Origin of the sequence: Peribacillus huizhouensis (genome assembly GCF_014138605.1) — a bacterium.
In the GTDB taxonomy this organism is placed as follows: domain Bacteria; phylum Bacillota; class Bacilli; order Bacillales; family DSM-1321; genus Peribacillus; species Peribacillus huizhouensis.
This window is the reverse complement of sequence record NZ_JACJHX010000001.1, coordinates 325,099-338,874: the sequence shown is the minus strand read 5'-3', so window position 1 is coordinate 338,874 and position 13,776 is coordinate 325,099. Positions and strand designations below refer to the sequence as shown.

The window sequence follows — 13,776 nt, the reverse complement described above, 5'->3', positions numbered from 1 at the left end:
AAAGAGGAATAAGGTAAGAATTTTTATGGGAATTTTAAATAAAGGACAAAACTAACACCACTGCTCTCCGATTAAGAAAAGAAGAGGTGAAACTTCCCTCTTCTCATTCGGAACTTATTTTGAGTATTGTGGTGATGTATAGATATTAATATTTTCCGATACGCCTGCTTGGGCTCCAAAACTTTGGGGATATCCTTGATATCCAGGAAACCCTTGATATCCAGGAAACCCTTGATATGGATTGTATGCTGGATAAGGATATGGATAAGGAGCTGGGTATGGATAATAATTTGGTCGATTAAAAAGTAACGATCCAGTAGCAAGACCTGCAAGTCCTCCAACCACGAATGGAAACAGAAATGGAAAAAAACGCTCGTCTTGACTGTTTCGCGATAGAGCGATTGGATAGTGTTGAAATGATGGATAGTGTTGAAATGATGGGTAGTAATAAGGCTGCATAGGGTTCTCTCCTTTCTCTTATTATTGTATGGTTGTTTTTCTATTTGGAGCCTGTATTAGCATTATCAGTTAAAATGGAGTATTTAGAGAGGTTGAAGAATGGAGGTACAGCAACAATAGGGAAGGGGATGCAAGCTTCAAACAAAGTTTATGTACTGATTCGAGTTTACTAATGGTATAATATTTGAAAAAATACTTTGTTTTTATAAAGAAGAGGATCGGGCATGCTATATGAATAGAATGCCCGGTAAATTAGTTGCTTATTAATCAGTAAAGGTTTATAGGTCATTGGTTTTCATTAGACTGTAATTCAAATAAAGTAATTTCTGGTCGGGCAAGGAAGCGGTATGGGAGTCTTGTTGTACCGAGTCCTCGATTCACATATAAAGTTAAGTTTTCAAGCTCGTACAATCCTTCAATATATTTCTTCCCGAAAGGGGGCGTCACAAGGGCGCCAGCAAAAGGGACTTGTATTTGTCCAGCGTGACTGTGACCACTTATTTGATATTGCACTGGGTAATCTTTTGCGAATTCAGCAAGGTCGGGTGCATGAGATAATAGGATGGTATAAGCTTTTTCTGGTATACCTAAAAGAGCCTTTTGGATATTTGGAGAACCAAGCATAGCATCATCAATTCCAGCAATATATAATTTATCCCCGTTTATTAATGAAATCGCAGCGTGACTGTTTTGTAATAAAGTGAAACCTGAACGTTCCATGATCTGATTATACATTTTTGATCCGTATCCTCCGTGATCATGATTGCCGTAAATGCTGAATTTTCCTAAGGGAGCTTGAATGTTTTGTAGCAGTGGAATAATCTTGGAATGATGTGGATATTTATTTGGCTCATCCATTAAATCACCAGTGAATAGGACAACATCAGGAGAGAATGTCTGTATTTTTGTTAATACACTCTGCAACTCTTTTAACTGAAATTGAAATCCTAAATGAGTATCACTAAATTGAACAATTTTCATTCCGTTAAAACCTTTCGGAATGAGTGGATGCTGAATCACTATTTCATTAAATTCAATCCAGTTAGGTTCAATATCGTGGGCATAATATCTACCACCTATTCCTGCTCCTGTTAGAGTTAATAAGGTACTTACTGTTTTTTTTAGAAAAGATCTTCTCGTCATGTTATTATTCATTTGTATCAACCTATCTACTTAAATGTCACTTCCTTATACTACCAAACAATATGTATAAACAGAAGGATATATTATTTTTTAAAGTAAAAGTTTTTAGTGAGCTACTCTATCAAATGGAAGCTAGTATACTGATGTTAAAAACATTCAAGTAGGCAGGGGAGAAGAGATTACTTTCGTGTTTAAATGCGAAATAAAGGACTGCAGTTGAGCAGTTACTCTTTGGTTTACGCTTTAAAATTGATGAATGACAAGCGTAAAGTTGAATTTGTAAATCTTTTTACATAGAGAAAAAGTCTAGAGGCTTTGGAACATTTTTGGGGGTAACAAGCATGACACAACCTATGTTGATAACATTTATCATACTTGTATGTACATTTGCACTAATCATACAAGGAAAATTACGTGCAGATCTAGTAGCGCTTATCTCACTTGTGATACTTGGGCTTACCGGTATTTTAAATTTAGAAGAAGCTCTTTCAGGATTTTCAAGTCCGATTGTCATTATGATCGGTTCATTATACGTCGTTGGTGCAGGAATATCTTTATCCGGTCTAGCTGATAACATTGTAAGTCAATTGACCCAACGCAAAAAAGGCAGCGAAGCTAGAATGATTATTTATGTCATGGCTACTGCTGGATTACTAGGGTCGTTGTTAAGTGGTACGGCAATAGTTGCCTTGATGCTTCCAATCGTTACTAGCATGGCTTTAAAGAATAAGAAAAGCCCATCTAGACTTCTGCTTCCCTTAGCTTATGCCACAGGTCTTGGTGGCATGTTAACAATGATTGGGACTACACCTAATTTAGTAGTAAGTGAAATTTTACGATCAAATGAATACGCAAATTTAACTTTATTTGATTTTACGCCTATCGGAATTGTTGCCCTAGTTTCAGGTGTAATTTTTATGCTCACTATAGGAAAAAGGCTCCTTCCAAATCGATTTATTACTTTAAATAACAGTGGTAAGGGTTTATCTGCAAGTGAATTAGCTGGAATGTATAAAGTTTATGATCGATTACATTATCTCTATATTCCATCGGACTCTGATATTGTTGGTGAACGTTTATCTGAGCTAAGACTACCAGTTGATTATGAAATAACGGTCATTGAAATTAAAAGAAAAACAAGAGATAAGCAACTCTCAATCTTAACGAAGTCCCAGAACTTTTCAGCGAAAGCAGATGAAGTGCTTTATCCAGAAGATATCATTTTGCTATTTGGAGAAGACGATGCAGTCATGAAGTTTGCAGATGACTTTGAATTGGAGATGAGACCTTTTCAACAGGAAGAGATAAAAAAACATTTCCTTAGTAGTAAGTTTGGGCTAACAGAAGTACTTATCATGCCTCATTCGGATTACGAAAATCAATCCTTGCAAAATGTTCATTTTCGTGAGAAATATCAATGCAGTGTGTTAGCAATTAATCGTAAAGGTGAATATATCCAATCGGAATTAGCTACGGAACAATTAAAACCCGGAGATGCGCTTCTTATTCATGGGGAATGGGAAAACATTGAAAGGGTATCTTCTGATTTACAGGACGTCCTAGTTGTAGGAAGTGTATCACTTGAGTCAGAGACATTGGTTTCTAAAAATAAAGCGATGATTGCTGCTGGTATTACCTTACTCATGATGATTATGCTTTCTATTGATTTGATTTCGCCTACTTTATCGATGTCTTTGGCAGCTTTATTAATGATAATAACTGGCTGCCTTCGATCAATCGAGGAGGCTTATCAGAGAATCAATTGGGAATCCGTTATTTTTATCGGCGCGATTATACCTCTCGTGCTTGCCTTTGAAAAGTCGGGTGGGGTACTCTTGGTTAGTTCGATAATAGAAAATGTAATTCAATGGGCAGGACCATATGGCTTACTAGGGATTATATATTTACTGACAATGCTATTGAGTTTTTTTATTCCAAATGGTGCCGTAGCAATTATCATTGCTCCGATAGCTTATACACTTGCAGAAAACTTGCAATATAGTCCAACTCCTATATTAATGTGTGTAGCTGTTGCAGCAAGTATGGCATTTTCATCTCCTTCAGTTTCACCATCGAACGCACTTGTGATGACTGCTGGGGAGTATACGCAAAAGGATTTTGCGGTGATCGGTATCTTATTACAACTCTTCATCGGAATAATAATGATTTTTGCCATTCCTTTCTTTTTTCCATTTTAATTTTTGGGGAAGGCATCATAATATAAAGTTGGGTAAGTTAAGAACTGATTGCCCAAAAGGAAAGGGTCAAACCTCGTAATCTAAATACAGTATAAGATACGTGTATGAAACACGTGAAATACTGATTTAGGGTGCGAGGGTTGACCCTTATAAGACAGCCTTGATTAGTCGGTGATGGAAAGTGCTCTTTTCATTTTTTCAATTTCAAATCCAATGATCGTTTCTCCGTTAATGATGACTGTTGGAGTAGAAAAGGAACCATATTTTTTAGTTAATTCTTTCATTGCTGCAGAATCTGCTTTGATATCTTTTTCTTGATATGAAATATGATATTCGTTGAAAAACATTTTCACGATTTTACATGGTGGGCAGTCTGGCTGTGTATAAAGTGTAACTTTATTCATCTTTATCCTCCGAATAATTGGTAAGTGGTAAGTGGTCTGTCCTAAATATATAAGTAACACTATTATAAATAAAAAGTATGTACTTGAATAGCAAAACGTTTTTTTGAAAAAAACTACTAAGATTTCGATATTTTTTTAAAGTTTTTATATACAAAATTAATTTGTTACTCTATCCTTTTAGTAGAACTAGAAAAGGATGAAGAACGTAGTGTTTAATGAAAAATTCTGAAATTATTTCGTTCTGGTTTTTGGATAGTTTTTTATGTTATAGTGAAACCTATCGTAAAGGTTTTATACTAGAAAGGAGTGGGAGTATGTCTCAATTACAAGGCATTCTTACTAGATTAAAAAATCTTCAGGAGCAAGCACAGGAAACTGAATCTGCTCAGCGTTTTTTTGAAATAGATGGAATATTAAAATGTCAGGTTACATATTTCAGTAAAACGGAAATGTTTGAGTTAGAAGTGTTTAATGAAAAAAGTAAATCCTCTAAATATCAATTTGATAATATTGATATGATTACCATTGAAATTTTTGATCTTTTGCAATCTTAAATTGATTACAAAACATAATAAAAGTCGACGGCAAATGCTGTCGGCTTTTTTTGTGTGAAAAAAATTATACATAATTGAATAAATGTTATTTTGTTTGTGTGAAATCGGGTCAAACTAAAGTATTCTAACTAATGGAGGGAATGAGATTTGGAAAAGCCAACTGTAATTTGTCCGCAATGTAAATGTAAAAATGAGATGAGTAAGGTATTAACAGCTCAGTCTAATCAAAACGTCATTTTCGAGTGTCCAGAGTGTGGATATATGCAAAAGAATATTGAAACGAACAAGGGATGACAGAAGATCAGCATTAATCCCGTATTAACGGGCAATAAGACCTTCTACCGATAGAAGTTTCATTTTATATGTCAATTCAAGAAGCAAGTTTTCTTTACCTATGATACACTATAAGTGTAGATGAAATAATGACTTATTAGGTAAGGGGTTTTGACATGATCCGTATTCATGATGGGAACTTACTGGAGTTAAACGTGAAAGACTTAATGATCCCTTCTGAACGTGTCGCACACGTCCAGATTGGCAATAATTTAGAGCATACGCTACTTGTTTTGACAAAGAGCGGATATACAGCCATCCCTGTATTAGATCCTACGTATAAGCTACATGGTCTTATTAGTACACCAGTCATTCTCGATTCGATCTTAGGAATGCAGCGGATTGAATTTGAAAAGCTGGAAAATAAAAAGGTTTCTGAAATTATGAATAAAGATATTCCTCGGCTCCATGTTGATGATAAAATGGATAAAGGTCTCAAGCTCTTGATTGACCAACCTTTTGTATGTGTTCAAAATGATGAGGAGACTTTTGAAGGAATTCTTACAAGAAGAGCTATATTAAAAGAATTAAATAAAGATCCGCAATCTCCATCTAAATAATAAATTAAGCTCCCTTTTGGGGGCTATTTTTATCTAGCATTAACGGGGGCAGAACCCCCCTCACCTCAAGGCTTAGAGGAATCGAAGAAGCGTAGGTGGGGGATAACTGCCCGTAAAGCCCGATTGGTGAACCAATCGGGATCGTACTGTCGATTGATTGATGCGGTAGCGAAGATCTGAACGTCTGTAGATCGGAACTAAAAATCAGCAGGGATGAAGTATACCCCTACTGATTGAAGTTTCACTTTATTCCATTTGGCCGTTTTCGAAAAATTTGTTGCTTTGATTTATATTTACACTACTCTTGGGTTGATTTCTGTTACAGTAGTCGCATTCTACGGGCGGCCTCAGGAGCCTCCTCAGTGCTTTGCGCTTGAGAGGTCTCCCTCAACTCGTTTCTCCCACAGGAGTCTCGCACCTTCTACTACAATCAATATCTGCTCGAATTGCTTACTTGTTAATAACAACAATCTTAGGAAGAGCCTGTTATCTTAACAGGAGGTTTCCCTTTTTAATTTTAAGGTGAAAATGGGACAAAATAGGCAAGCGACTATTCTGACTCAACTCCTAATAAGGGAGGCTATATCGCTTTTTGGTGGCATAGTCAGTAAGCCAAAGATAGGTCTACATCCCAAAAGAGAAAAAGATTTAGGAACGTAGGAGTTTAACTTTATAAGGAGAATAATTAGTGATACTATGGTTTCATAATTATTCTGTTATAAGAAAAACGAATCAAGGTGTTGAAAATATGTCATTTTCGGAGTTTCAATTATTATCTGTTTTAGCACAAGAAATGAATATGCGTAAAGCTGCAGAACGCTTATTTGTCTCACAGCCTGCCTTGTCCCAGCGATTACAATCGATTGAAAAGGATTGGAATGCTAAATTATTTCTTCGATCACAAAAGGGGCTTACATTAACACCTGCTGGGGAAGCTGTTATTCGATTAGCTAATGATGTTCTAGAAAAAGAAGAAAAAGTCAGAGAAAGTATACAGGCTATGGATCATGAAGTATATGGAACATTAAAAATTGCCTGTGCCTCAATTGTTGGCCAAAATTGGCTGCCGCAGGTTCTGAAGAAATTTGTCCGGAAATACCCTTATGCCAAAATCTCACTTGTTACTGGTTGGAGCAGTGAAATATTAAAATCATTATATGATGGTCAAGTACATATTGGGATTATTCGTGGAGCGCCTGATTGGAAAGGCTATAAACAGCATTTATTCACAGATATGTTGTACTTGGTTGATACCGAAATGAATAACCTGGAGCAAGTGCTTAAAACAGATCGACCGTTCATTCAGTTTAAGAGTGATTCAAACTATTATCAGGAAATTCAAGATTGGTGGCATCGTCATTTTCAAACGACACCTAAGAACACAATTATTGTTGATCAAATTGAAACATGTAAGCAAATGGTTTTCAATGGCATCGGTTATGCTATACTTCCAGCGATAACCCTTCATGATAAAGATCAAAATATATTTAAAATTCCCCTTCTAGACGGGCAAAATCATTCGATTCAGCGAGATACATGGCTTTGCGGATATGAATCTGCATTTCAATTGAAGCAAGTAAAAGCATTCGAAGAGATTGTTAATGAACATATACTCACGCAAGGTCTAGGGTGAAATATGTATTTTCTTGTTTTTTAACGGTACTTTTGATAAATTAAAGACCAATGATTTATACATAGTAGGGGGATTTCACATGAAAATGACGGATGCAAATGAGATTATTTCTTTTATCCAAAATAGCACGAAATCTACACCAGTAAAAGTTTATGTTAAAGGGGATTTGGAAGGAATCGATTTTGGTCCTTCAGCTAAAACATTTATTAGTGGCCATGCAGGAACAGTTTTTGGCGAATGGGCTGAAATAAATGAAGCAATCCAAAAAAATCAAGGTAAAATTACTGACTATATAATTGAAAACAGCCGTAGGAACTCCGCGATTCCATTATTGGATATGAAAAATATTAAAGCCCGAATTGAGCCAGGTGCCATTATTCGTGAACAGGTTGAAATAGGAGACCATGCCGTAATTATGATGGGGGCTACGATTAATATTGGTGCAGTTATTGGAGAAGGTACGATGATTGATATGAATGCAGTGCTTGGTGGTCGTGCAACGGTCGGGAAGAATTGTCACGTAGGTGCTGGAGCTGTACTAGCAGGTGTTATTGAACCGCCATCTGCAAAACCGGTTATATTGGAAGATGATGTACTAATTGGAGCGAATGCAGTCGTTCTTGAAGGAGTGACAATCGGACAAGGTTCTGTTGTTGCAGCTGGCGCAGTGGTGACGCAAGATATTCCTTCGTACTCTGTTGCCGCAGGAGTTCCAGCAAAAGTAATAAAAGTAATCGATGAAAAAACAAAATCGAAAACAGAGATCATACAAGAACTACGTCAATTATAAGTTTAATTTCATTATAAATTGAAGCATCAGCAGTCATTTCATGTTTAAGAATGCCATTATAAGCAAGTATCTCTTAAAAGGAAATAAAGGTGCAGTAAAGCGTGGATAGTTTAATGATCCACGCTTTACTTGTATAAGGAGGAAAATGAATGGCTGAAGTAGAGTCGCTACTGAATCCTTTTGTAAAAATTCGCAGAGACCTTCATAAAATACCTGAAATTGGGTTTAAGGAATTTAAGACGCAAAAATATTTATTGGATTATTTATCTACATTGCCGCAGGACAGATTTGAGCTGGAAACGTGGGAAACCGGAATATTTGTAAAAATAATCGGTAAAAATCCCAAAAAAGTAATTGGCTATCGAGCAGATATAGATGGGTTGCCGATCAAAGAGCAAACTGGTTTACCATTTTGTTCAGAGCATGATAACTATATGCATGCTTGCGGTCATGATTTTCATATGAGTATTGCTCTTGGCGTTTTACATTATTTAGTGTTTACCCCAATAGATGATCATGTTTTGTTTATTTTTCAGCCTGCTGAGGAAGGTCCTGGTGGTGCAGAACCAATGTTGAAATCAGAACCAATGAAAAAGTGGATGCCGGATATAATAATAGCTTTACATATCGCTCCAGAATATCCTGTAGGGACAATTGCACTAAAAGAAGGACTTTTATTTGCTAATACTTCAGAACTTTTCATTGAATTGAAAGGAAAAGGTGGACATGCTGCCTATCCGCATGAAACAAATGATATGGTTGTTGCTGCATGTTCCCTTGTCGGTCAGTTGCAATCGATTGTTTCTCGAAATGTCAATCCACTTGATTCAGCAGTGGTTACGATTGGTAAAATTAGCGGAGGCAGTGTCCAAAATATTATTGCTGAAACAGCGAGGCTGGAGGGGACAATCCGTACTTTGAATGAAGATTCAATGGTAAAAGTGAAAACGCGGATTGAACAGCTTCTAGAAGGGATTATTGTCGGTTATGCATGTGAAGGATCAATTGATTATGGATCCATGTACCATCAAGTTTTTAATGAAGAAGAGCTCACAAGGGAATTTATTGAGTTTGCAAAAAAAGAACCTGGAATACAGGTATATTCCTGTAAAGAAGCGATGACAGGAGAAGATTTTGGCTATATGTTGAAGGAAATTCCAGGATTTATGTTTTGGCTAGGGGTCAATTCAACATATGGGCTACATCATGCTAAGTTAAACCCAGATGAAAAGGCGATTGAAAAAGCAATTAAACTACTAACTAATTATATAAGATACAAAGGGTCGAATGAATAATAAAAAGACATAAGTGTTATCCTCCCAATAAAGGGATATTCGTTCCTGTTAAGTTCTCGTATTGAAAATGCTTTTATTCATTTATCCCACATTTTACGGGCAGTACCCCCACCTCAATGTTTAGCAGAGTCGAAGAAAGCGCAAGTGGGGGATGACTGATTGAAGTTTCCCTTTATTATGATAAAATAGCAGTGCATCAAGTTAGTTTGTTGGAGGTAGGATTCGTGAAAAAAGAATTTGCGGTAATTGGACTTGGTCGATTTGGAGGCAGTATTGTAAGAGCTCTCATTGAGGAGGGGATGGAAGTACTTGCGATTGATATGAATGAAGATCGGGTTAATGAATATGCGATGATTGCTTCACATGCAGTTATTGGAGATACAACAGAAGAAAATGTTCTTAAAAGCCTTGGCATCCGAAATTTCGATCATGTGATTGTCGCAATTGGTGACAATATTCAATCAAGTATTTTAACGACTTTAATGTTAAAGGAATTAGGTGTCGAAAACATAACAGTGAAGGCACAAAATGATTATCACGAGAAGGTATTGATAAAAATTGGTGCAGATCATGTTGTTCATCCAGAGAGAGATATGGGAAAGCGTATTGCGCATAGTATTGTATCGAATAATGTTCTCGATTATTTAGAGTTGTCAGATGAACATTCAATCGTCGAAATTGTGGCAAGTCCTAAAATAGAAGGTAAAACCATTATTGATCTTGATATAAGGGCACGCTTTGGCATTAATATAGTTGCTGTAAAAAGAGGTGGAGAAATCGTTGTATCCCCTCAAGGGAATGATCCGATTCACAAAGGGGACATCTTAATTGTCATTGGTGCTGACTCAGATATTAACCGTTTTGAAAAAAAGACTGTAGATTAAGAATAAAAGAGAAAAGTATTTAGGACTTCGGCTAAGATCCACCACGCTCCTTATGTGAACGTCGAAGTAAGTGCAACTCGAGCGAATGTTCTCCAATATAGAAAGACGAAACATTTGTTTTTCAAATCATAGTAAAAAAGTACCTCATTCAATTGAACGAGGTACTTTTTTACTAATTTTGTTTATCCCTCATTAACGGAAAGTCAAGCCCTTAGAGGAATCGAAGAAGCGTCGATGGGGATAACTGGCCGTAAACGAGACTGACTATTATTGGGGGAAGTTTGAATTTATACTTCCATAATAATTGGTAATATCATTGGACGGCGTTTGGTTTTTTCGTACAGGAATGGAGAAAGAGTGTCTGTAATCTCATTTTTAATTTCAGACCATTGTGTTGTCTTCCGTTCCATTACTTTATTAAGGTGCTTTGAGATGAGTGCCTGGGCATCGTTAATTAAGTCACCTGATTCTCGCATATATACAAAGCCTCTTGAGATAATATCTGGACCAGCGGCAATCTTGAAGTCTTTCATATTGATGCTAACAACCACGACAACAAGTCCTTCTTCTGAAAGAATGCGACGGTCACGTAAGACGATATTACCGATATCACCAATTCCGCTACCATCAATGTAAACGGAGCCTGATGGGATCTTTCCAGCCACTTGTGCTGTATTTTCACTTAAGGCTAGCACTTCACCATTATCCATGATGAAACAGTTTTCCTCTGGAACACCACAGTCAATGGCATGCTGGCTGTGCAATTTTTGCATCCGATATTCACCGTGAATCGGCATGAAGAACTTTGGCTTAATTAAACGAAGCATAAGCTTTTGTTCCTGTTGTCCGCCATGACCTGACGTATGAATGTTACTAAGTGGTCCACTGATCACGTCGGCACCAGCACGGTATAATTGATTAATAGTCCTTGATACACTAAGTGTGTTTCCAGGAATCGGTGAAGATGAGAATACAACAGTATCCCCTGGGATAATTTGGATTTGACGATGTGTACCGTTAGCAATTCTTGATAGGGCTGCCATAGGCTCACCTTGGCTACCTGTACATAGAATCGTTACACGGTTTGCAGGCAATCGATTGATTTGCTGAGCGTCAATAAAAGTATCTTTAGGTGCCACGATATACCCTAAATCTTGTCCAATTGTAATCGCTGCTTCCATACTTCTACCGAAAACTGCAACTTTTCGTCCGTTTTTAACAGCTGCTTCAACTACTTGTTGCAGTCTGTGGATATTAGAAGCAAAAGTAGCGAAAATAATTCGACCTTCCACTTTACGGAAAATATCATCGATACTCTCACCTACGCGACGTTCCGACATTGTAAATGTCTGAACTTCACTATTTGTACTATCAGATAATAGGCATAGAACGCCTTCTTTTCCTATTTCAGCCATCTTTGTTAAATTAGCAGGCTCTCCTACAGGAGTGAAATCGAATTTAAAGTCTCCTGTATGAACAATTTGTCCTGGTGGAGTTTTAACAACGATCCCATAAGAATCAGGGATACTGTGAGATGTTCTGAAAAAAGAAACGGATGTCTTTCGAAATTTAATCACATCATCTTCTTGAATTTCATGTAATTTTGTTTGACGCAGAAGACCATGCTCTTCTAGTTTATTACGTAACAATCCTAATGCCAATTTTCCACCATATACAGGGATGTTAATGGCTTTTAATAAATAGGGAATTCCACCTATATGGTCTTCATGTCCGTGGGTAATAAAAAGTCCCTTAATTTTATCAACATTTTTTACTAAATACGTATAGTCTGGAATCACGTAGTCGATTCCCAGAAGCTCGTCTTCTGGAAATTTAATGCCTGCATCAATAATTACAATTTCATCCTGAAATTGTACTGCATACGTATTTTTCCCAATTTCACCTAGGCCGCCGAGTGCATAAACGGCAGTTTGGTCATTTTTAACAAATTTCATAAATTATCCTAACTCCAATACTTTAAAATCTTCTTTATTATTCTTTTCATATTCATAATATGCCCCAGTAACCGTCTCAACATATTCGATATTATAAGGAAAATCCTTTATTTTTTCGCGAACATCTCTCTCGGAATCTCCTTCAACATAAATAGATTGAGTATGCTCTCTTACGGGTACATTTTTTGAATTTTCTTGGTAGTAAACTTTAAAAACCATTACATTCTCTCCTCTTCTTTTTAAATTGCTTGTTTCATTATATATAAAAAAAACAATTTTTTCATGTTTTAGAACATCATGTGAACCTTGAAACGATTAAGTGTAAGTGCGAAGTCCTCTTCTATCCATTCATTTCCGTTCATTAGGTCTATAATGCACTTTACACAAGCAAGAAGCCCTTCGCAAGTATTTGAAGGGCTATATCAAATAATTTTATGCGATTGATTTCCTTTTTAATAGATCATTCCATTGTTTACGTAGCTTTTTGCGCAGCTTTTTCAACATGGTGATCACTCCCTTGTCTTTTATTGTATAGAATAATTAAATAAAGTAAATACATTTTTCCTAGTTAATGGGAATTATCAAAAAAAAACAACTGATGCCCAGCTTTGACCGATGATGGAAGTAGTTATAGTATATACATAGTATATAAAATCTCTTGTGCTAAATAATGGATGAAATATACATAGCTTAATGGAAGATTCTTGACAGATATGAAAACGCAGTTTTAAATAAGAATGATATTATAATAATGGATTGGATGTGTAGAAGAAGTTATGCAGAAAATTGTTTTTTTTGATATAGATGGAACATTGCTTGATCACGAGAAGACATTGCCTGCATCGACTAAGGCTGCTATTAAGCAACTGCAAGAGAATGGAGTTTATGTTGCGATTGCTACTGGAAGAGCACCATTTATGTTCGAATCCTTAAGAGAAGAATTGGACATTGAGTCGTTTGTTAGCTTCAACGGTCAATATGTTGTGTTTGAAAATGAAGTGATATACAAAAACCCACTTTCATTCAATGAACTGGAGCGTTTGCATGAAATGGCTAGAGAGAACGAAGAGACCTCGCTTGTGTTTATGAATGAAAAAACGATGAAGGCAAGTGTTATTCACAGCGATAGAATCGAAGAAGCGTTAGGAACATTGAAATTCCCACATCCAGAACGTCAAGATGACTTTTATCATGATAAAGAAATATATCAAACCCTTTATTTTTGTACAGCGGAAGAAGAAGAAGCGCTGATTACTGGAAAGTTTGATAAATTCAAATTTATTCGCTGGCATGACTTATCTATTGATGTATTACCGTTTGGTGGTTCAAAAGCAGAAGGAATTAAACAGTTTGTTAAGAAAGCTGGATTTGACATGGAAAATGTCTATGCATTCGGTGATGGTTTGAATGATATTGAAATGCTTGAAACAGTTGGACATGGAGTAGCTATGGGAAATGCAGTGGACGAAGTTAAAAAACACGCGGATTTTGTTACAAAAGATGTTAGTGAAGAAGGTATCCTTTATGGCTTACGTCAAGTTGGACTAATATAAAAAATCGGGTTCTGT

At 36.4% G+C, this 13,776-nt stretch carries 13 protein-coding genes; 8 read left to right on the top strand and 5 right to left on the bottom strand.

Annotation, left to right across the window (positions count from 1 at the left end):
- Nucleotides 1-114: 114 nt before the first annotated feature.
- Together HNP81_RS01565 and HNP81_RS01560 are read right to left on the bottom strand one after the other, a co-directional pair.
- Nucleotides 115-459, bottom strand: a complete 345-nt coding sequence (locus tag HNP81_RS01565) for a hypothetical protein (protein WP_182501556.1) — start codon at nt 457-459, stop codon at nt 115-117.
- Nucleotides 460-744: 285 nt separating this feature from the next.
- Entirely contained in the window at nt 745-1,614 is an 870-nt protein-coding gene (locus tag HNP81_RS01560; RefSeq protein ID WP_182501337.1) for a metallophosphoesterase, read from the bottom strand.
- Between the two features lie 329 nt (nt 1,615-1,943).
- Here HNP81_RS01560 and HNP81_RS01555 point away from each other — a divergent pair, with 329 nt between their 5' ends.
- Nucleotides 1,944-3,800 (top strand): SLC13 family permease, encoded by a 1,857-nt coding sequence (locus tag HNP81_RS01555; protein ID WP_182501336.1) that lies wholly within the window; start codon nt 1,944-1,946, stop codon nt 3,798-3,800.
- A gap of 164 nt (nt 3,801-3,964) precedes the next feature.
- On the opposite strand, the gene HNP81_RS01550 is transcribed toward HNP81_RS01555, so the two are convergent.
- Nucleotides 3,965-4,204, bottom strand: a complete 240-nt coding sequence (locus HNP81_RS01550; protein ID WP_182501335.1) for a glutaredoxin domain-containing protein — start codon at nt 4,202-4,204, stop codon at nt 3,965-3,967.
- Nucleotides 4,205-4,518: 314 nt separating this feature from the next.
- Here HNP81_RS01550 and HNP81_RS01545 point away from each other — a divergent pair, with 314 nt between their 5' ends.
- The 6 genes from HNP81_RS01545 to HNP81_RS01520 all read left to right on the top strand — a co-directional run bounded on the left by HNP81_RS01545 (nt 4,519) and on the right by HNP81_RS01520 (nt 10,253).
- Entirely contained in the window at nt 4,519-4,758 is a 240-nt protein-coding gene (locus HNP81_RS01545; protein ID WP_028393020.1) for a DUF1797 family protein, read from the top strand.
- A gap of 449 nt (nt 4,759-5,207) precedes the next feature.
- On the top strand, nt 5,208-5,651 hold the full coding sequence (gene cbpB, locus HNP81_RS01540) for a cyclic-di-AMP-binding protein CbpB (protein WP_028393019.1): 444 nt from the start codon (nt 5,208-5,210) through the stop codon (nt 5,649-5,651).
- Nucleotides 5,652-6,399: 748 nt separating this feature from the next.
- Nucleotides 6,400-7,284 carry a transcriptional regulator CcpC gene (gene ccpC / locus HNP81_RS01535; protein ID WP_028393018.1) on the top strand — a complete coding sequence of 295 codons (885 nt, stop codon included), beginning with the start codon at nt 6,400-6,402 and terminating at the stop codon, nt 7,282-7,284.
- A 79-nt stretch (nt 7,285-7,363) separates the two neighbouring features.
- Nucleotides 7,364-8,074: a 2,3,4,5-tetrahydropyridine-2,6-dicarboxylate N-acetyltransferase gene (gene dapD / locus HNP81_RS01530; protein WP_182501334.1), complete on the top strand. Its 711-nt coding sequence runs from the start codon at nt 7,364-7,366 to the stop codon at nt 8,072-8,074.
- Between the two features lie 149 nt (nt 8,075-8,223).
- Complete coding sequence (locus HNP81_RS01525) at nt 8,224-9,369, top strand: N-acetyldiaminopimelate deacetylase (protein ID WP_182501333.1); 1,146 nt, start codon at nt 8,224-8,226, stop codon at nt 9,367-9,369.
- 224 nt (nt 9,370-9,593) lie between these two features.
- Nucleotides 9,594-10,253 (top strand): potassium channel family protein, encoded by a 660-nt coding sequence (locus HNP81_RS01520; RefSeq protein ID WP_028393015.1) that lies wholly within the window; start codon nt 9,594-9,596, stop codon nt 10,251-10,253.
- Between the two features lie 287 nt (nt 10,254-10,540).
- On the opposite strand, the gene rnjA is transcribed toward HNP81_RS01520, so the two are convergent.
- Both rnjA and HNP81_RS01510 read right to left on the bottom strand, forming a co-directional pair.
- Entirely contained in the window at nt 10,541-12,208 is a 1,668-nt protein-coding gene (gene rnjA / locus HNP81_RS01515; protein ID WP_182501332.1) for a ribonuclease J1, read from the bottom strand.
- Between the two features lie 3 nt (nt 12,209-12,211).
- The gene (locus HNP81_RS01510; protein WP_028393013.1) at nt 12,212-12,427 is read right to left on the bottom strand and encodes a DNA-dependent RNA polymerase subunit epsilon; all 216 of its coding nucleotides are present in this window, start codon (nt 12,425-12,427) and stop codon (nt 12,212-12,214) included.
- 557 nt (nt 12,428-12,984) lie between these two features.
- On the opposite strand from HNP81_RS01510, the gene HNP81_RS01505 reads away from it, so the two are divergent.
- Entirely contained in the window at nt 12,985-13,761 is a 777-nt protein-coding gene (locus HNP81_RS01505; RefSeq protein WP_182501331.1) for a Cof-type HAD-IIB family hydrolase, read from the top strand.
- Nucleotides 13,762-13,776 lie beyond the last annotated feature (15 nt).